This window comes from Xiashengella succiniciproducens, assembly GCF_023674465.1.
GTDB lineage: Bacteria > Bacteroidota > Bacteroidia > Bacteroidales > Marinilabiliaceae > Geofilum > Geofilum succiniciproducens.
This window is the reverse complement of record NZ_CP098400.1, coordinates 2,504,733-2,526,724: the sequence shown is the minus strand read 5'-3', so window position 1 is coordinate 2,526,724 and position 21,992 is coordinate 2,504,733. Positions and strand designations below refer to the sequence as shown.

The following is a 21,992-nucleotide window of genomic DNA, read 5'->3' as shown; positions in this document are numbered from 1 at the left end:
ATCTGGTTATTTGTGCAGTTCGATAATTAATGCTGATTTAGCCGGAACAGTAATGGTATCAAGGTTATATTTCTGACCTGTTACCACCTCGGTTCCTGAACCGTAGTTTTTAAGGATCTCTTCAAATCGTGACATATCAACCATGCGGTCGTGACTGTCGTTATTGTTCATCATCACCATCACAGCTTCATCACCAAGGTACCTGAAGTATACATAGACTTCATTCAGGGGTACGAAGTGCAGGGTGTTGCCTTCGTGCAGTACTTTGCTTGCCTTTCGGTATTGGAATAGTGCACTCAGGTAGTTGACCATCTCATTTTGGCTGTCTGTTCTTCCTTCTTTTGTGAAGGCATTGATCTGATCACCAGGCCATCCGCCAGGGAAGTCCTGACGTATTGCCCCGTGTGATTTGGCTCCATCACCTTCCATAAGGAGTTCGCTACCATAATACCACTGTGGAATACCCCTTACTGTTGCTACAAAGGCAGCTGCCATCTTCATCTTTCTTAGGTCTCCACCATAGAAATGAGCCATACGTCCCATATCATGGTTTTCGGCAAAGACAACCATGTTTAACGGATACCGGTAGAGGTGGTCATCAGCAAGTACATCATAGAGACGTTGAAGTCCGGTATCCCATCCCTCACCTTCATTGAAGGCCCTGGTCAGTGCATCAGCCATAGGGAAGTCCATCAGGTATTCAAGGTGGGAATTATAACCGTCCTTGTTAGGAAAATCCTTTTGCCAGTACACCAGTTTTGAAGCCTGTGTAATCCATGTTTCACCAACTACAGAGAAGTCGGGATATTCCTTTTTTAGACGCAGGATCCAGTCCGCCATACCATGCTTGTCTGGATATGGATAAGTATCCATCCTGATGCCTTGCAGGCCTGAGTACTCTATCCACCAAATTGAGTTTTGGATCATATAATTCTTCATCAACTCATTTTGCAGATTCAGGTCAGGCATTGCGGTAGCAAACCAACCCCTGGTTGTCAGTTCGATGTCAGCCTTTGCAGCATATGGATCGGCCACAGTACTCAGACGGTAGTTGCTTGGGGTGTATTCAGGGAATACATTGATCCAGTCCTTTTCAGGCAGATCATTCATCCACCAGTGCATGCTACCGCAGTGATTGAATACCATGTCCATAATCACCTTGATACCCCGGCTGCGGCAATCATCAACAAACTTCTTGTAGTCTTCATTCCTACCAAATCTGGGATCAACTTTGTAGAAGTCAGTAATAGCATAACCATGGTAAGATGATTCCGGCTGGTCATTTTCAAGTACTGGATTAAGCCATATGGACGTAAATCCTAAACTTTGAACGTAGTCAAGGTGCTGTCTGATACCCTCCAGGTCGCCTCCATGGCGACCGTATGGATCCTGACGGTTAAGGCCTTCACGCATTCCAGCAACTGCATCATTATCAGTTATTGCATTTGCAAAGCGGTCAGGCATTATCAGATAGATAGCATCGCTTTGGTTAAAACCTTCGCGCTGCGCAGAACCCTTTTCCCGTTCCTTCAGATCGATACTTCCCTTGGAAATTGTCTTAGTGCCTTTTTTGAAGGCAATTTCGACTTTCCCTGGTTTTGCTTCAGGACTGATGCTTAGGTCGAGGAAAAGGTAGTTGGGATTTTCCACCAATATAACCCTCTCAAGGCTTACTCCCGGATAAGTTATTGAAGGTTTAAGGGTGGAAATATCCTTACCGTAAACAAGGAGTTGTACCTTGGGTTCCTGGAATCCAATCCACCAGGATGGCGGTTCGATTCGCTCCGGCTTTTGCGCCTTTAGAGAGGCGCAAAACATGACCATTGTTACGATCAATAGTAGTCCGGTCAGTTTTCTTTTATGCATAGTAATCCGGTTTTAGTGCAACAACTTTAGACTCTCCGGGCTTCACAACTACCTTTTCGCTGTACACATACAGTTCGATAGTTTTGTCGGAGTGGGAACTAATTGAAACTTCCTTTTGGGTAACCCTTATTTCCATATCGCTTTCCTTGAATCTGATTCGGAAAGAGTATGAATTCCATTGTACGGGTATTATAGGATTAACAAGTAGATTGCCGTTTTGAACACGCTTACCGCCAAAGCCTTCAACTATTGACATCCAGGTTCCGGCCATGCTGGTTATATGCAAGCCTTCGTGTACCTCACGGTTGTAATCGTCAAGATCAAGACGACTGGTGCGCAGATACATCTCATAGGCCTTGTCCAACTTGGCTATACGGGCTGCCAATATGGTGTGAACACAAGGTGACAGCGAAGATTCATGTACGGTACGAGGCTCGTAAAAGTTGAAGTGTCGGCGTATGGTTTCGGTGTCGTATTCGTCTTCGAAGACATAGATGCCCTGCAGGGTGTCAGCCTGCTTTATGAAACATGAACGTAGGATACGGTCCCATGACCAGTGCTGGTTAATAGGCCTTTCTGCCAAAGGAATATCAGATGCTGTCAGCTGAAGCTTGTCCATATACCCATCCTGTTGCATGAAAACCTGTAATTCCTCATTGTACGGGAAGTACATATTGTCAACTATGTTCTTCCATTCAGCTGTTTCAGACGCGGCATCAAAATTGGTCTTGTCAATGATCTCTTTGTAGCGGGCAGGATTACTATTCTTAACCCTTTCGACAGACTCTGCGGCGTATTTCATACACCATACGGCCATCTTGTTGGTGTACCAGTTATTATTTACGTTGTTTTCGTATTCATTTGGACCGGTTACACCCAGTATAACGAACTTCTTCTTCTCAACAGACCAGTTGACTCTTTGAGCCCAGAACCTTGCAATTCCAATTAGAACTTCAAGCCCGTACTCTTCGAGGTATGCATAGTCCTCTGTATGGCGTATGTAATTAAATATTGCAAAGGCTATTGCACCATTTCTGTGTATTTCTTCAAAAGTGATTTCCCATTCGTTGTGGCATTCTTCACCATTAATAGTTACCATTGGATAGAGAGCTGCCCCATTGGTGAAGCCAAGCTTTTGGGCATTTTCTATAGCCTTTTGAAGATGCTTGTAACGGTATATCAGGAGGTTACGGGTGACACTTGTGGGGGCTGTTGCAATAAAGAATGGGATGCAATAGGCTTCAGTGTCCCAGTATGTTGTACCACCGTATTTCTCTCCTGTAAAACCCTTTGGACCTATATTCAGACGTTCGTCATCACCAGTATAGGTCTGGTTGAGATGGAAGATGTTGAACCTGATGCCCTGTTGTGCAGCAACATCACCTTCAATCTTTATATCGCTGTGGATCCAGATGTTGGCCCAGTGGTTTACATGAGCCTTCAACATTGCCTCAAAGCCTTTTTGTTTTGCATATTCGGCTTTTTCAGCAGCCTTTTGTAATAGGGCTTCGTATGGGTGGTTTAGTGAACTAACAATCCCAACGTATTTGTGTAATACAATTTCCTGATCCTGTTTTACTGAGACCTTGATTTGGTTTCCGACCCTCTTGGTAGCATGTTTTGCTAAGACCTGGATATCTTTAGTGTTAATATCCCATCTCATTGCATATCCTACCCTGAAGTCCAACTTCTTGGTCTGAGCCAGCAAAGCTGCACCTGATTGTCCTGCACTTGTCTCAAGGATATTCCAGAATTTCTCATTGTAGTTTGAGTCCTCATTCTTAACATCACCATCAATATATGCGTCAAACACTATATTGCCTGAGAAATTAAGTGGGGTCACAGAATATCTTATCAAGCCACAGTCGGGCTCTGTCATACTAAGAAATCGTGTTGTGCTTACCTTGATCTTTTTCCCGTTGCCAAGGGTAGCAACAAAGGAACGGCTGAGGGTCCCCTGCTGCATATCAAGTACACGAACAAAGTCCTCAGTACTGCACACAGCAAGGTCTAGTTGTTCTCCTTCTACTTCGACATTAATCCCTATCCAGTTTGGTGAGTTGATAACTTTTGCAAAATACTCTGGATAGCCGTTTTTCCACCAACCTACCCTTGTTTTATCCGGATAGTAGATCCCTGCGATGTAGCTTCCTTGAAGAGTGCTTCCGCCATATTGTTCCTCAAAATTGGCGCGTTGCCCCATTCTCCCGTTTCCAAGGCTGAAGATACTCTCTGATGCCTTGTGGTGCTTGGGGTCAAATCCCTCCTCAATTACCTTCCACTCATCAAATTTCAAATATTGTCTTGTCATATTAAGCTTCTTATTGGAGATCTTTTAATTTTTCAAGGCTCATCTGATGAAGTCCGGCTATTACAAGGTTTGCCTTGCCTAATACTTCAGAAGAGCCAATCCCCACACACTTCATGCCTGCTGCAAGGGCTGCTTCGATTCCTGCTTCGGCATCTTCAAACACCACGCAATGTTCTGGTTCTACCCTGAGTGCAGCAGCTCCCAGTAAAAAAACCTCCGGGTCTGGTTTGGCTTTGGTGGTGTGGGTTCCATCTATTATCACATCAAAAAGGTCATTGAGCTTTAAGCGTTCCAGAATGATCATTGCATTTTTGCTTGCCGAACCTAATGCCGTTGCTATTCCGGTCTTGCGGCAGGCAGTAAGGAACTCTTTTGCTCCAGGCAGAATCTCGTCAGCTTCCATTTGTGATATCAGGGAGACGTAACGTTCGTTCTTCCTTTGGGCTAGTAAATCTTTCTCTTTCTCCGTCTTTGTGATCCCACCAATTGAAAGGAGTATGTCAAGGGAAGCCATGCGGCTGACCCCTTTGAGCCTTTCATTATCCTTTTCGGTAAACTCAAAGCCGAGTTCGGCTGCCAATTCCTTCCATGCTATATAATGGTACTTGGCGGTATCAACTATCACTCCGTCCAGATCAAACAGACACGCTTTAATCATTTATCGTTGTTTATCAGTGTTGTATTTATCGAATTTGTCTTCAACAAACCTTACTGAGGCAGCTGCAAGCAAAAGGCTTACTCCGGCTATCACAAGAGCGTAAATAGCTTGTGAGTCAAACAGACGCTTGACAACCGGTCCACCGAAGATGCCATTGACCACCTGTGGCAGGGTAATAAAGAAGTTGAAAAGACCCATGTAGATTCCGTACTTTGATGCGGGTAGTGATCCGGCCAGTATTGCGTAAGGCATTGACAGGATACTTGCCCAGGCCACACCAATTCCGACCATTGAGAGCAACAACAGCATTGGGTCTTTAATAACTGCTATTGAAAGCATGCCCAATGCACCAATTGTCAAAGAAATAGCGTGGGTATTTTTTCTTCCTACCTTCTTTGCTATAACCGGTAGTGCAAAGGCAAAAATCGCTGCAACACCATTATACACCCCGAAGAGAATTCCTACCCAGTTTGCTGCCTCATTGTACAGTGGGGAAGAACTGTCACCAGCTTCAACACCATATACATGCTGCGCAATAGCTGGAGTCGTGAATACCCACATCCCGTATAGTGCGAGCCAGGAGAAAAACTGAACCACACCAAGTTGTTTCATCGTCTTGGGCATGGCACCGAAGTCCTTGAAGATTTGCAGCAGTCCTGTTTTTCTGTTCTCATCTTTTTGCTCTACATCTACACCATACTCCTTAAGTTCTGCCGGAGAGTATTCCTTGGTTGTAAATACTGTCCATAGTATCGCTGCAATAAGCACAGTGGCACCTACATAGAAGGATAATATCACGTTTTGAGGTACCCCACCATCTTCAGCTACCTTTGACACACCTAGCCACTCGGCCATTATATATGTAATCAGAGAGCCCAGTACGGCACCAATCCCGATAAGGGTTGTCTGTACCGAGAAGCCTTTGGTCTGCTGATGATCTGGCAGTTTGTCTGCTACCAGTGCCCTGAATGGTTCCATAGAAATATTAAAAGAAGCATCCATTATCATCAACATACCTGCTCCGATGAACATCGGAGGGATGATTACTGCAAGTGATCCTGAGTTGGGCATGAATATGAGTGCCAGTGCAGCAAATATTGCCCCGAAAAGGAAATAGGGACGACGCCTTCCAAGGCGCGTCCATGTACGGTCACTATAGTGACCAACAATGGGTTGTATTAGCATTCCGGTCAGGGGTGCTGCAAGCCAGAACCATGAGAGCTGTTCGATATCAGCACCAAAGTTTTGGAGTATGCGGCTGGCATTGGCATTCTGAAGGGCGAAACCAAACTGTATGCCCAGAAAGCCTATGCTCATATTCCAGATTTGTCTGTTAGACAGAGCAGGCAGATTCCTCATTGTTGTATGTTTTTGTTTACCATAATTCTTGCAGACGCATTGCGACATCGTCTACCTATACAATAAGTTCGCATTACACGAGAATTACATCTCTGTAAATGCAGGAACCCTACAGTAAAGTATGATTTTTTTGATTGTAAATGCGGTACATCCCGACTGACTGGAGGGGATAAGAAATGATAAATAACGAAAATACCCTGTTACAAGAGCAAATATATGCTAAAAACACACCGATGTATATAATTATATTGCATGTCAATATATCTCCTAAGGCGAGATTTGACCAAAACCTCTGTATGAAATCGATTGCGGAGCAAATGTTAAATCGTAATCTTAAGACGATTTTTTTTTCAGGGGACTTCCGCAACCGTTTTCGGGATTCCTTATTTTGTTGATTTTCGCTTAACTAATGATGGGGGTACTATTCTGGTTTGAAAGTCTACCTGTGCATTTGGGCTTTCAAGACGCTGAATCAGCATGCGGACAGCTTCACGACCAATCTCATAGCCTTTTTGCTCAACAGTAGTAAGTGGGGGAGACGCAATTGTAGCAATGGGACCATCACCAAAGCCAACTACCGAAATGTCGCCTGGGATATGATAGCCATTTTCCTGTAGAACCTGCATAGCTGATATAGCAGTACTGTCATTTACGGCGAAGACTCCGTCAATTTTTGGTGCCAGGGCAAGAATCTGCTTTCTTTTAGCATATACTTCCTCGCGGGTGTCACACTTTATTACATATTCTTCATTAAACGGAATATTGTGGTTTTCAAGCGCCTGGAGGTATCCCAGGTATCTGTTCTTTCCAATTAGCAGGTTCTCTGTAGTGGCGAGGTGAAGTATGTTTCTGCATCCACATTCAATAAGGTGAGTGGTAGCTAATCGGGCTCCCTCAAAGTCATCGGTAACAACTCTGTCTGTTTCAACTTCGTCACATATACGGTCAAAGAATACTACAGGTATCCCGTTGTTTACAGCATTATGAAGGTGTTCGAAATCACGTGTCGTCTTGCTAATTGAAACCAACAGGCCATCCACCCTGTGGTCCAGAAGAGCCTGTATATTTATGAGCTCCCTGTGGTAGTTTTCGTTAGACTGGCAGATCATCAGAGTATAACCTTCGCTATATGCCAGATCTTCCATCCCACTGATTACTGATGAAAAGAAGTGGTGTACTATTTCAGGAATTACAAGACCCAATGTATTGCTCTTCTGCTTACGCAAACTTAAAGCTAAAGCGTTTGGACGATAATTAACTTTTTCAGCAAAGCTTTTAACAAGATTACGCGTCTCTTCACTAATGTCGGGGTGATCCTTAAGTGCCCTTGATACAGTGGACGGAGATACACCCAATATTCTTGCTATATCCTTAATAGTTATATGTGTTGGCTTCATTTATTTCACTTCAATTTCCAAATGAACAGTTAGTTTAACCTATATTGAGCGATTTATACAAAAAAAAATAAAAGATAGCTTGCTTATAACCTTGATAATGTGTATTTTAGAGGTATTAAAATAAAAAAACAACACTTCACCATTTAGGTGCACAAGACTATCTTTTATGAGTACGAAGATAACAAAAATCGGCATTACAACCAATAAAATTTCTGGTCGTGGAGGGCTCCCTTTATTTCTTCGCTACACTGAGCAAATTGGCTTATATGGGCTAATATCGCGTAATGTTTCTTCTCTGCTTACTGGAAACAGCAAAGGCTTGCAGCTTCAACAGTTTGTAAAACAGATTGTTGCATTTTTTATAGATGGCACAAATATGGCCATAAGCAGTTTTGATCAAAGTAAAAAGGATGAAGGATATGCATGTTTGCTTGAATGCAAGACCGACCAATTGGCCTCTTCTCACCAGGTCAAACGTTTTTTTGGGAAGCTGTCCGTTATTTCAAACTCGGTATTCAATAAGATACTTAATGAACTGTTTATCTGGAGGCTTCACATATCCAAACCCAAAGTTATAGAACTGGGCATTGACACCATGGTTTTGGATAATGACGATGCTGCGAAACGCGAAGGTTGCGAGGTCACTTACAAGCGTAAGAAAGGGTTTCAGCCACTTCATATATGCTGGGGCTCGTTTCTGATAGACGTGACCTTTAGAAAAGGAAGTGCTCATTCCAATCATGGATCAGATTACACCGACAGGGTACGCTCTATAGTAAATCTGATACGCAAGAGATACTCCAAAGAAGTCCCTATTGTGGTGTGCGCCGATAGTGGGTTTGCGGATCAGAAAGCGTACGAGATATTCGAGCAAGAGCTTAATATACATTACATTACAACAGGAAAATTGTACAATGATGTTACTGAATATGTAAAGGCTTTACCCATTGACACTTTGGGCAAAATCACTAAAAATAAAGCAGTCTGGCAATTTGCGGAATTTGCCAGCAAGTTGAAATCCTGGTCCAAGTTTCGTCGTTGCTTTTTTACCAGATTGCACCGGGATGATACCGGGCAGTACGTAATGGAATTTGGTAAGCCTGACAGCGTCATCTATACCAATATCGGGAACTGTCCTGTCGCTGACAAAAGGCTTCGGGCATCCGGTGGAGATGAGTGGTTTAAAGCTGATACCATCATACGAAAATCACACCAAAGAGGAGCCGACGAGTTGATACATCGTAGCATTAAAGAGCTTGCTACCAGAGAACAACTTCCTTTTAAATCCTTTGGAATGAACAGAGCCTATTATTTTATGCTGGTAGTTACACACTTTATTTTCGAAGCATACAAACAAGATGTTACCGCAGAGGTTATTCCGGTAACCGTATATCCTAATACATTCAGAAGAAAGCTTATTGATTTTGCTGTCAAGATAACCTCAAGGGCAAGGAGTATTGTCCTGAATGTCACCAGAGTAATTTATGAAACGATAAATATTGAAGAGTTATGGGAACGGTGTCAGTCACCGCCGAAAATTCAGTTTGCATAAGGCAGAACAACATACCTCAGGATTGTAAACCCGTAGTGGTAATGGGAGACTTATGTCCAGACCCATAGAAAATGCGATAAAGTTCGGTTTGAGTGAAAAACAGAACTGAATTTTCGTTGAAAAAGTACACGAAAGAAGCCTACCTCTGAGAAAATTTCCGTTTTTTTGAAATCAAGTGAGACGACGGGGGCAGGTGAAATTACGAATCGCTCAATTTAGGTTTAAGATACGAAATCTACTTACTGTTTGCTATCCCTTTGATTGTAAAAATACACAATGTTAATAAGATTGAAAAATATTCTAAAAGGTCTGCATTATGGTATGTGGAAAGGAGTTGGGATTGAAAAATGAGAATCTCTAAATGCTTGTAAGTCCTGTGGTATCAGGGCTGAAAGGAGTATGTCGGTCCATTTGTTTTAATATAACTTATAATTTATGGAGTGTTGTACGATAAGTATCGAAAACATGTTTTACAACATACAAAAATATCGCAATCGAAACCGCAAACGTTTGCGGTTTCGATTGCATAAGAAATGTTGTAAAACTCTGAAAATTAGAGTTAAATAGTGTTTGCAATAGTGCGTTTTTGAGCTATATTTGTTGCGGTAATTTATGGTTTCAGATTGTAATTGCCGATGATAAAAATAAGGAAAGATCCCTGTTATTGAGGCTAAATTTGCAAACGTGCAATTGAGTTCTCTATAACCTTATTTTATTAAAAACTACTAACTAAATGAAGGTTCTATGAATAGGATTTTTAAGAAACAGAGTTTTCTGGTACTCCTGATGGGATGGTTCTCCCTGGCGGGGGTAAGTGCTCAGGAAACAAGGGTGTCAGGTATAGTTACCGATGCCTCTATGGGAGATGGTCTCCCCGGTGTAGCGGTAGTTGTCAAAGGCTCCACTACAGGTACAATAACTGCGATAGACGGTTCCTACAGTATTACAGCTAATGTAGGTGACGTATTGCAATATTCTTTTATTGGTTTTGATACAGAGGAGCGAGTAGTTGAACAAGGTGTTACTACTATCAACGTTGCTCTGACCACAAGTTTAATAGGTATTGATGAAGTAGTGGTAATCGGTTACGGTTCTGTTAAGAAGTCCGATGCAACCGGTTCTGTTGGTGTTGTTAGCACACGTGATTTCAACAAAGGTGCAATAGTATCTCCCCAGGATCTATTGGTGGGTAAGAGTGCCGGAGTTGTAATCACCAATAGCGGTGGTGCCCCTGGTGCTGGTGCTACTATCCGAATTCGTGGAGGTTCTTCACTTAATGCATCCAATGACCCATTGATTATTGTTGACGGTGTACCTCTGGACAATAAGAATGTTAGTGGAAGCAGTAACCTGCTGTCATTTGTTAATCCCAACGATATCGAATCTTTTACAGTTCTTAAGGATGCTTCTGCCACTGCAATTTACGGTTCACGTGCATCTAATGGTGTAATTCTGATTACTACAAAGCAAGGTCAGGAAGGTACTCCTCTGAGAATTAATTATACTGCCAATACATCTGTATCAAATGCTATTCGCTATACAGACGTATATTCAGGTGATGAGATGCGTCAGATAGCTATTTCAAGGCCTGAGCTTTATGGTACCAACAACCTGGATTTGCTTGGTGTATATAATACCAACTGGCAGGATGAGATATTCAGGACTGCAATGACTCATGATCATAACCTAAGTGTCTCAGGTGCATGGGACTTTCTCCCATATCGTGTTTCAGTGGGTTATACCAATCAGGAAGGTATTCTCAAAAACACTGATATGGAGCGCTTTACAGGTGCTTTGAGTTTGAATCCTACTTTCTTTAACAAAGCTCTTAAGGTAAACCTTAATGCAAAGGGTATGATTACCAATCATAATTTCGGTGATCAGGGAGCTATTGGTTCTGCTCTCAGTATGGACCCAACTCAACCTGTTAAGAATGGCGATCCTAATTTTGACGGATATTTCCAATGGTCAGCCTATGGTGCAGACCTTGGTACTCCCAACCCTGTAGAGCAAGCTCTTGCTATTGATAACAAGTCAACTGTTAAGCGTGTTATTGCAAATGCTCAGTTTGATTACAGTTTTCCATTCCTTGAAGGTCTAAGAGCAAACCTTAATATGGCTACCGATTATGCTGAGAGTGAAGGTCATAATAACAGACCTATTACGTCTCCAACAGTATTGACTAACCCCACAAGGGGCCGTCTTACTGACTATGGTAGCACAAACAAGAACCAGCTGTTAGATTTCTATCTGAATTATGTAACAAATCTTACTAACATTAAGAGTACGGTAGATGTTACAGCCGGTTATTCATGGCAGCACTTTCAAAGAGAAGGGTATAACTATGCTATTGGCCGTATGCCTGCAGACCAGCCTATAGAGGATTCGAATTATATTACTGAAAACTATCTGGTGTCTTTCTTCGGTAGGTTGAATTATACATTCAATGAAAAGTATCTGGCTACTTTCACTCTCCGTAATGACGGTTCAAGCCGTTTCGATGAAGACAACAGATGGGGTATCTTCCCTTCTGTGGCACTGGCATGGAAGATTAACGAAGAAGGATTCCTGAAGGATATTCAGGGACTTACAGAACTGAAGCTTCGTTTGGGTTGGGGTATTACCGGTCAACAGGATATTACTGACAATGATTATCCTTATCAGCCATTATATAATGAAGCTGCTCCCGGGTCATACTATTATATTAACGGAAGGTATATACCAACACTTCGTCCCGATCCATATGATCCTGATATCAAGTGGGAGGAAACAGAAACCAGAAATATAGGTTTAGACTTTGGATTCCTGGATCACAGAGTTAATGGTTCTTTTGATGTGTACTACCGTGAAACTGTCGACCTTATTAATGAGGTGGCTATTCCAACTGGAAGTAACTTCTCAAACAAGCTGCTTACTAACGTTGGTAGCTTGGAAAACAAAGGTTTTGAACTCGCTCTTAATCTGATACCAATCAAAAGATCTCACATGTCACTTAATCTTGGATTTAATCTGACATATAATAAGAGTGAAATCACAAAATTGCTGATGTCAGATGATCCGTCATACATCGGTGTTCTGTATGGAGGTTCTATGACCGGTTATAACCAGGTTTCAAGAGTTGGTTATGCTCCATATTCTTTCTTTGTCAACAAGCAAATCTATGACAAAGCTACAGGCATGCCGATCGAGGGTCTGTATGCAGACCTTTCAGGTGATGGAGGTAGTGTAGCTGGTGAAAATCAGGATAAGTATATCTACAAGAAACCGGCTCCTGATTATCTGCTTGGATTCTCGTTCAATACCAACTGGCAGGATGAGATATTCAGGACTGCAATGACTCATGATCATAACCTAAGTGTCTCAGGTGCATGGGACTTTCTCCCATATCGTGTTTCAGTGGGTTATACCAATCAGGAAGGTATTCTCAAAAACACTGATATGGAGCGCTTTACAGGTGCTTTGAGTTTGAATCCTACTTTCTTTAACAAAGCTCTTAAGGTAAACCTTAATGCAAAGGGTATGATTACCAATCATAATTTCGGTGATCAGGGAGCTATTGGTTCTGCTCTCAGTATGGACCCAACTCAACCTGTTAAGAATGGCGATCCTAATTTTGACGGATATTTCCAATGGTCAGCCTATGGTGCAGACCTTGGTACTCCCAACCCTGTAGAGCAAGCTCTTGCTATTGATAACAAGTCAACTGTTAAGCGTGTTATTGCAAATGCTCAGTTTGATTACAGTTTTCCATTCCTTGAAGGTCTAAGAGCAAACCTTAATATGGCTACCGATTATGCTGAGAGTGAAGGTCATAATAACAGACCTATTACGTCTCCAACAGTATTGACTAACCCCACAAGGGGCCGTCTTACTGACTATGGTAGCACAAACAAGAACCAGCTGTTAGATTTCTATCTGAATTATGTAACAAATCTTACTAACATTAAGAGTACGGTAGATGTTACAGCCGGTTATTCATGGCAGCACTTTCAAAGAGAAGGGTATAACTATGCTATTGGCCGTATGCCTGCAGACCAGCCTATAGAGGATTCGAATTATATTACTGAAAACTATCTGGTGTCTTTCTTCGGTAGGTTGAATTATACATTCAATGAAAAGTATCTGGCTACTTTCACTCTCCGTAATGACGGTTCAAGCCGTTTCGATGAAGACAACAGATGGGGTATCTTCCCTTCTGTGGCACTGGCATGGAAGATTAACGAAGAAGGATTCCTGAAGGATATTCAGGGACTTACAGAACTGAAGCTTCGTTTGGGTTGGGGTATTACCGGTCAACAGGATATTACTGACAATGATTATCCTTATCAGCCATTATATAATGAAGCTGCTCCCGGGTCATACTATTATATTAACGGAAGGTATATACCAACACTTCGTCCCGATCCATATGATCCTGATATCAAGTGGGAGGAAACAGAAACCAGAAATATAGGTTTAGACTTTGGATTCCTGGATCACAGAGTTAATGGTTCTTTTGATGTGTACTACCGTGAAACTGTCGACCTTATTAATGAGGTGGCTATTCCAACTGGAAGTAACTTCTCAAACAAGCTGCTTACTAACGTTGGTAGCTTGGAAAACAAAGGTTTTGAACTCGCTCTTAATCTGATACCAATCAAAAGATCTCACATGTCACTTAATCTTGGATTTAATCTGACATATAATAAGAGTGAAATCACAAAATTGCTGATGTCAGATGATCCGTCATACATCGGTGTTCTGTATGGAGGTTCTATGACCGGTTATAACCAGGTTTCAAGAGTTGGTTATGCTCCATATTCTTTCTTTGTCAACAAGCAAATCTATGACAAAGCTACAGGCATGCCGATCGAGGGTCTGTATGCAGACCTTTCAGGTGATGGAGGTAGTGTAGCTGGTGAAAATCAGGATAAGTATATCTACAAGAAACCGGCTCCTGATTATCTGCTTGGATTCTCGTTCAGGTTTAACTACAAAAAATTTGACCTTTCTGCATCTAGTCGTGCAAGCATAGGTAACTATGTATATAATGGAGTTCTTTCAGGAACATCTTACGACCAGATGTATCAGATCGGATACTGGAAGAATATGCCAAGAGCACACAAAGACACTCAGTTTGTTAAGAGGCAGTTTACAAGTGACTACTACGTAGAAAATGCTTCATTTTTTAAACTGGATAATATTACTGCCGGATACAATGTTGGGAATCTGACAGATAGGCTTTCAGCATATGTCAGCCTTACTGCACAAAATATCTGGACTATTACAAAGTACAGTGGCTTAGACCCGGAAGTTGAAGGTGGTGTTGACAATAACATCTATCCACGTCCTCAGGTGTTCATGCTTGGTATCAACCTGAGCTTTTAATTAGTTCGAATCAAAAACACATTGACTATGAAAAAGTTATTATCGATAATAGGTTTGGTCATTCCCTTCGCATTTAGCGCTTGTGTGGATGATTTGGATGTTACGCCAAAGGATCCGGATACCATTCTTTCAGGTAACCTGACTGAGGCTCATATGGAACAGGTTCTGGCCAAGATCTATGCCAGCTTTATTATTCCTGGACAAGGTGCTAATGGTGGTGCTGATATTAGTTCAGGTGACGAAAACTTCTTTACCACTATGCGTGCATTGTGGAACCTGCAAGAGCTGCCTACTGATGAGGCTATCTGCGCATGGGGTGATGTTGGTATTGCAGATTTGAATACTCAAACCTGGAGTCCAAGTAACCCATTTCTTACAGCTTTGTATCAGCGTCTGGGACTTAGCGTTACCTATGCTAATGATTTCATTGCTCTTACCAAGAATATCGAGGATCCAGATATTGCAAGGTACAATGCTGAAGCAAGATTCCTTAGGGCCCTGGCCTATTACTGGCACATTGACCTATTTGGCAATCCTCCGTTTGTTACTGAAGAAGATGGAGTAGGTAAGTCCTTCCCAAAACAGGTGTCAAGAGCTGAGTTGTTTGAATATATCGAGAATGAACTTCTGGCTATTGAAAACCTTGTTGCAGCTCCCGGTACCCACTCACAACAAGCTGACAGAGGCGCAGTTTGGATGTTGTTAGCTCGTCTATACCTGAATGCTGAAGTGTATACTGGGACTCCAAGATGGGAAGACTGTATTGAATATGCAACAAAGGTTATTGAAAGCGGTAAGTATGAGTTGAATCCAAACTATCGTCAGAACTTTAGTGCAGATAATCACTATCCTGCCAACAGGGAGATGATTTTTGCATGGGAGCAAGATGGCATCAATACTCAGGGTTATGTCGGTACTACCTTCCTGATCCAATCAAGTAGTGATGCTGAATATCTTCCTGCTCAGGAGATTCACAACCTCCCTGCCAATCCAAACTGGAACGGTAACAGGGCAAGGAAGGATTTTATGAATATCCTTGTAGATACATTAGCTACTTACGGTAATGTACCTGTTCCTGCAAATGATCCTTTCTTTACACAGTGTCCAGATACAAGAGTATATCTAAGGATCAAGAAGAGTATCGATATCCCAACAGCAGGTGCAAGCGGTGACTTCGGTATCGGGGTTTATAAGTTTACTGCAACAAATGCTGATGGCAGTAACCCGGAGAACTACAACGAAGCATATGCTTGTACTGACTTTCCAATCTTCCGCCTTGCTGATGCATATCTGATGCGTGCAGAAGCACGGTTCAGACTAGGTGAAATAGAAGATGCAGTTGATGATGTGAACGTAATACGTGAACGTGCCTTTGGTGGTACTTCAGGCAATATCACTGCAGCCCAACTGACTGAAAGGTTCCTGCTTGACGAACGTGCAAGAGAATTTTATTACGAAGCACATCGCCGTACAGACCTTATTCGCTTTGGTCAGTTTACCAACGGTACCTATCACTGGCAATGGAAGGGTGGAGTATTTGCTGGAGTAGCTACTTCTCCACATTTGAACCTTTATCCGATACCAGGTGAAGAGGTTGCAGCCAACCCGAATATGATACAGAATCAGGGTTACTAATAACTGACCAGGTATTAACAACAAAACACTGAGTTTTATGAAGACACGTTTTTTAAAATATATAGGACTTGTTGGGATAGCAGGAATTCTATTCTCATGTGAAAAAGATGAGGATAAGCTCTTCCTTCGTGAAGATGCTGTTGCTCCCCAGATAGTGACAATGCCTGGTATGACATTGTCACGTGACAACGGCACACAGACATTGAGCTTTATCTGTTCACCTCTCGATGCTGGTTTTAAAGCTTCAGCCCGTTATTTTCTGGAAGCTGATGCCGTAGGTAATAACTTTGCCGATCCGGTGGTCATTTACAACGGATTCAGTATTGAGAAGGTTGATATTGTTGTCAGCGACCTTAATGCGTTGTTACTAAGGAAATTTACCGAAGATGTAGCATCTAGTGCCGAGTTTCGTGTAAGAGCTGTACTGACTGTTGATGCTGGAACAGGAGCGCCAGGTACCGGAAGCAATCCGTTTGAATACGTTTCTGATGTTAAGACTGCTACTGTTACTCCTTATGGTCTTCCTCGCCTTGACCTGATAGGTTCTGGAATGGGCCAAAAGATTGAGTCTGCTCTTGGTGACGGTGTGTACTTCGGTATTGTTAAACTTAGTACTGCTAATCCATTTACTCTTCTGGATCCTGAAGCCAACACTGAATATGGTGCTGCTGGAAGTAGTACTATTGAAGAGGATGGACCTGCAATAATTGTTGAGACAAGCGGATATTACAAGCTGACTGTTGATGTAAATGCATTAACCTATACGCTTGATCCTTATATGCTTGGTATTGTAGGGTCTGCTACTCCAAATGGATGGGATGGTCCGGATATCATGTTTGACTATGATAAAAAGACAGATACCTGGTATGTTACTACAGACCTTGCCACTGGAGAAATCAAATTCCGTCTCAATAATAAATGGGATTGGAACCTGGGTGGTGCTCTTGACGGATTGACTCAAGGTGGAGATAATATTGCTGTTGAAGCGGGTAATTATACAATTACTCTGACCGTTACCGGAGACACTGGTAGGGCAGTAATTAAAAAGAATTAGTAGCACAGCCAATGGTTCCGCCGGGACTCTGGTCCCGGCGGTATCCAAAGGCCGTCATGAATGTGGTGCATTACAAAAATGAAAAGTAACATGAAAAGAATATATAATGTATTAGGCTCAATGGTTGCTATGGTAGCCATCTTGGCCGCTTGTACCGAGGATATTACGGATCTAAGACTCGAGCCTGGTATCACATCGTTACAAAAGCAGAATGTAACAGCCACTACAGCTGATGTAGAGGCTTATGTTCCTTCAGGTATTAATGCTTTCTCAGAAATAGGTGTTGCCTATGGACTGACTGAGAATCCTACTGTTGATGACAATAAAGCCGTCTTCAGTGGAAAGCTTGAAAAGGCTATGTTTACCGTTACGCTCACAGGTCTGGATTATGCAACGACATATTATGCCAGAGCCTATGGTGTTTATGCAGACGGTGTGAAATATGGGACCCAACTGTCCTTTACTACTTTGCCAAGGGCTCCAATGGTTGAGCTAAGCGAAGTAACTCAGGAATTAGGTGATATGGCTACCTTTAAAGCTACAGTTACAGACGCTGGCCGTGGTACAATTCTGGAACGTGGCGTTGTGTATGGTACTGTAGCCGATGTTACAGTTGATAATGGTGAAAAGCTTGTAGATGATGGTGCTGAGTTAGGCGAATATACCGGTGTTATAGAGGATCTGATGGGTAATACTAAATACTATGTAAGAGCATATGCACGTAACGAAGGTGGTGTAGGTTATAGTGAAGCTATAGAGCTTGACATTCCAAAGCTTACACCATACCTAAGTTCGGATGTTGTGAGTGCTATTACAAAGACTACTGCTACCTTCCATGGTAAGATCGTTAAGGATGGTGGAGCAGAAGTTACATCTTTCGGTTTCGTATGGAGTCTGAATCCAAATCCTGATATTGAAGACAGCAAAGTTGAGCTTACTGAAGCAGGTGAAGACGGATGGTTTATTTATACTGCCGAAGAGCTTGAAGAAAACACTAAGTATTATGTAAGACCCTACGCTATCAACAGCGAAGGTATAGGATATGGACCTGAAGTAATATTTACTACGCTTGCCGATATTACCAAACTGTATGTAGTTGGTGATTACAATGGTTGGACCAACGATAAAAATGTTGAGACCGAATATATTATTTCAACTGCTGAAAGTGCCGGTGAAGCTGAAGGTTATATTTACCTGAAAGCCGGTGGTATTAAGTTTATTATGGAGCTTGGCAGTTGGGATGATGCAACGACATTTGGTGATGACGGATCAGGTAAACTAACCAACTCAGGTGGCAATATCAGTATTCCAGAAGATGGATACTACAAGCTTACAGCTAACCTTAGCACTATGACCTATTCAATCCTTAAGTTGGATTGGGGTATTGTAGGTAACGCAACTCCTGGTGGTTGGGATGCTGATACACCTCTTGCATACGATGCAGAACTGAGGATTCTGTATGGTGGATTTACTCTGACTGACGGAGAGCTTAAGTTTAGAGCAAATAATAACTGGGCTTACAATTTTGGAAGTAATGATGCTGATGGTAATCTGCAACCAGACGGAGAGAATATTGAGATTGTGGCTGGTGATTATGCAGTTACTCTTGACCTGAGCACTCCTCATGAATATACATACCGTCTCGATACCTGGGGTGTTATCGGTAATGCAACACCTGGACAGTGGTCTGATGATACTGATATGACCTGGGATGCTGATGCAGGCGTATTTACCGTGACCATGGATCTGGAAGCAGGTGAATTTAAGTTCAGGGCGAACAATGCATGGGTTTATGACCTTGGAGGCCCTCTGGATAGTCTAGTGCCCGGAGGAGGCAATATCTCAGTATCGGAAGCTGGTAATTACACGATTACCCTGGATCCATGGAAGAGAAAGGCCACGATGACTAAAAACTGATATGATCTCAGAGATACAGCCCGAGGGCTGTATCTCTCATTTTATAATTATGGAGGACAATTAAGTCCTGTAAAACACTAGGTATGAAAAGGATTTTGACCCTTCTATTTATTCTGGTACAGGCAGTTCTGGTCAGAGCACAGGTAGTATCTACGCAACCTGCACTTCCTGTTGAGAACAAGCCAGTTACAATAGTCTTTAGGGCTGATCAGGGAACTGGTGGTCTTGCTGGATACACAGGTGATGTATATGCCCATACAGGCGTTATTACCTCGAAGAGTACAAGTGAGGCCGACTGGAAATATGTTGTGACTGAATGGGGAGAGAATATTGCCAAGACAAAGTTGACCCAGACTGGTGCTAACCTTTATCAGCTTGTTATTGAGCCTGATATCAGAAGCTATTATGGGGTACCAGAAGACGAGGAAATTTTGAAGCTTGCTTTTGTGTTTAGAAGTGCAACTCAGGTCGGAGGTTCCTGGAAGGAAGGTAAAGCAGCAGGAGGATCTGACATCTTTGTTGATGTTTACAAGGAAAGTCTGAAGGCCTATATTTCCTCACCCCTGGACAAGGCTCTTTTCCTGCCAGGACAAGGGATTACCATTCAAGGCAATGGTCTAAACGCTGAGAGACTTCGTTTGTATCTTGATGATGTTCTGATCAAGGAGACTAATGATGCAACCGTTACACATTCATTTAGTGCTCCAGCTTCAGGAAGTCATCAATTAAGGCTGGAGGCTTATATGGGGGAAGATGCTGACACTCATGTTATAAACTTCTACATAAGACAGGAAACAGAGATAGCTACGCGTCCTGCAGGGTTGAAGCCCGGTGTCAATGTTGTTGATGACAATACAGTGACCTTGCTGCTTCAGGCCCCGGGAAAGGGTTATATCTTTGTAATAGGTGATTTTAATGAGTGGGCACCCATGCCAGACTACCAGATGAAAAGGGATGGGGACTATTTCTGGCTCACTATCGACGGGCTTGAGCCCGACGTAGAATACGCATATCAGTATTATATTGATGGTGCACTCAAACTGGCAGATCCTTTTACTACTAAGGTGTTGGACGAGCAGAATGACAAGTACATACCAGAAACTGTATATCCTGATCTAAAAGCATTCCCGTCTGAGTATACTTCTGGGCTGGCTTCAGTTCTGACAACTACGCCTCACATTTACGAGTGGAAGGTGCAGAATTTTCAAGTGCCTGAGAAGGAAAAGCTCGTAATCTATGAGGTCCTAATCCGGGACTTTACAGATAACGGTGATATTAAAACTATAACAGATACACTTGATTATTTTGTAAGACTGGGTGTGAATGCTATCGAACTGATGCCTATCAATGAGTTTGAAGGTAACGACAGCTGGGGATATAACCCTTCCTTTTACTTTGCTCCTGATAAGGCTTACGGCACTATGAACGACTACAAGGAGTTTATTGATGCTTGCCATGAGAGAGGTATAGCCGTGATAATTGACATGGTGCTTAACCACTCTTACGGAGAGTCGCCTTTGGTACAGATGTACCTTGACGGATCAAAACCGGCAGCTAATAATCCATGGTACAATGTCAGTCATAACATGCAAAACCCGGATGCTCAGTGGGGTTATGACTTTAACCATGAGAGTCCCTATACCCAGGAGTTGGTTGATCTCATACTTGAATACTGGATTACTGAGTTTAAGGTCGATGGATTCCGTTTTGACTTTACCAAGGGTTTTACAAATACACCATATGGTCCGAGTTCATGGGCAAGTGAGTATGATGCAAGCCGTATTGCAATACTCAAACGGATAGCGGACAAGGTGTGGAGTGTAAAGGAAGATGCGCTTGTCATCTTTGAGCATTTGGCTGAAAACACAGAGGAAAAGGTGCTTGCCGACTATGGAATATTGCTTTGGGGAAATATGAACTATAATTTTTCTGAAGCTGTGATGGGCTATCACGATGAAGGCAAATCGGATTTCAATTGGTCATCTTATAAGAATCGCAACTGGAATGAGCCTAACCTGGTAGCCTATATGGAAAGCCATGATGAGGAAAGGATAACCTTTAGGTCGAGAACATATGGAATCCAGGTAGGATCATATAATGTCAGGAACCTGAAAACATCTCTTGAGCGGCATCAGGCTGCTACTGTCTTCCTGTTGTCTATCCCGGGTCCAAAGATGATATGGCAGTTTGGTGAACTGGGCTATGATATAAGTATTGACCAGGGAGGCAGACTTTCAAAAAAGCCGACACGTTGGAATTATTTGGAGGTTAATGACAGAAAGGCTTTGTGGGATATTTATGCCGAGATGATTGATCTCAAGAAAAAGGAGCCAATATTTGCAACAAATGACTTTACTCTTGATGTTGCCGGACAGGTAAAACGAATATTACTAAATAGTGAAAACAACAGCGTAAGGCTGGTAGGCAACTTCGGAACAAGCATACAGACTGTAAGTCCCGGTTTTAATAGTACGGGTAAGTGGTTTAACCATTTTGCCGGCGACAGTATTATAGTAAGCAGTTTAAACCAGGAAGTTCAGGTGAAACCTGGCGAATTTATAATGTTTACAAAGCAGAAGTTTGCAAGCTTTGATCCGGCTTCGTCTGTAGGCAGGGGGGCGTCCTATGCTGATAAACGTACAAGTATATTCCCCAATCCTTTTGTGGGAGATATTAATCTCAGGACAGAGGAGCCATTAAAAAGCGTTGAAATTTATGATGTCAACGGTCGGCTTGTTGAAAGCATTGCCGATCCTGATGCTGTTCTTAATTTGTCCCGCTTGCACCCTGGAGTATACATGTTGTACATCAGTACAAAGAGAGGTAGCTCTGAAGTGCATAAACTTGTGAAAACAAGATAGTAGTTGATTTGGATC

Annotated in this window: 11 protein-coding genes; 6 read left to right on the top strand and 5 right to left on the bottom strand. The window is 42.4% G+C overall.

Translation table 11 applies throughout. The features are described from left to right. Positions 1–6 precede the first annotated feature (6 nt). The 5 genes from M9189_RS10435 to M9189_RS10415 all read right to left on the bottom strand — a co-directional run bounded on the left by M9189_RS10435 (position 7) and on the right by M9189_RS10415 (position 7,591). The gene (locus tag M9189_RS10435; protein ID WP_250723029.1) at positions 7–1,866 is read right to left on the bottom strand and encodes a glycoside hydrolase family 13 protein; all 1,860 of its coding nucleotides are present in this window, start codon (positions 1,864–1,866) and stop codon (positions 7–9) included. Continuing rightward, entirely contained in the window at positions 1,859–4,177 is a 2,319-nt protein-coding gene (locus M9189_RS10430; RefSeq protein ID WP_250723027.1) for a family 65 glycosyl hydrolase domain-containing protein, read from the bottom strand. The genes M9189_RS10435 and M9189_RS10430 overlap by 8 nt, the downstream gene beginning before the upstream one ends. Positions 4,178–4,187: 10 nt before the next feature. After that, on the bottom strand, positions 4,188–4,835 hold the full coding sequence (gene pgmB / locus M9189_RS10425) for a beta-phosphoglucomutase (RefSeq protein WP_250723025.1): 648 nt from the start codon (positions 4,833–4,835) through the stop codon (positions 4,188–4,190). After that, entirely contained in the window at positions 4,836–6,194 is a 1,359-nt protein-coding gene (locus M9189_RS10420) for an MFS transporter (protein WP_250723023.1), read from the bottom strand. 383 nt (positions 6,195–6,577) lie between these two features. Further along, the gene (locus M9189_RS10415; RefSeq protein ID WP_250723021.1) at positions 6,578–7,591 is read right to left on the bottom strand and encodes a LacI family DNA-binding transcriptional regulator; all 1,014 of its coding nucleotides are present in this window, start codon (positions 7,589–7,591) and stop codon (positions 6,578–6,580) included. 166 nt (positions 7,592–7,757) lie between these two features. Between M9189_RS10415 and M9189_RS10410 the strand changes: the two genes are divergently transcribed. The 6 genes from M9189_RS10410 (at position 7,758) to M9189_RS10385 (ending at position 21,977) form a co-directional block, all read left to right on the top strand. Then, the gene (locus M9189_RS10410; RefSeq protein ID WP_250722148.1) at positions 7,758–9,143 is read left to right on the top strand and encodes an IS1380 family transposase; all 1,386 of its coding nucleotides are present in this window, start codon (positions 7,758–7,760) and stop codon (positions 9,141–9,143) included. Between the two features lie 744 nt (positions 9,144–9,887). Next, complete coding sequence (locus M9189_RS10405; RefSeq protein ID WP_250723020.1) at positions 9,888–14,510, top strand: SusC/RagA family TonB-linked outer membrane protein; 4,623 nt, start codon at positions 9,888–9,890, stop codon at positions 14,508–14,510. Positions 14,511–14,537: 27 nt separating this feature from the next. Continuing rightward, positions 14,538–16,145 carry a RagB/SusD family nutrient uptake outer membrane protein gene (locus M9189_RS10400; protein WP_250723018.1) on the top strand — a complete coding sequence of 536 codons (1,608 nt, stop codon included), beginning with the start codon at positions 14,538–14,540 and terminating at the stop codon, positions 16,143–16,145. 37 nt (positions 16,146–16,182) lie between these two features. Continuing rightward, a complete protein-coding gene (locus M9189_RS10395) occupies positions 16,183–17,199 on the top strand; it encodes a SusE domain-containing protein (protein WP_250723016.1) in 1,017 nt (338 codons plus the stop codon). A 90-nt stretch (positions 17,200–17,289) separates the two neighbouring features. Continuing rightward, positions 17,290–19,116, top strand: coding sequence for a cadherin repeat domain-containing protein (locus tag M9189_RS10390; protein WP_250723014.1), 1,827 nt, complete (start codon positions 17,290–17,292; stop codon positions 19,114–19,116). Between the two features lie 83 nt (positions 19,117–19,199). Beyond that, a complete protein-coding gene (locus tag M9189_RS10385) occupies positions 19,200–21,977 on the top strand; it encodes an alpha-amylase family glycosyl hydrolase (protein WP_250723008.1) in 2,778 nt (925 codons plus the stop codon). Positions 21,978–21,992 lie beyond the last annotated feature (15 nt).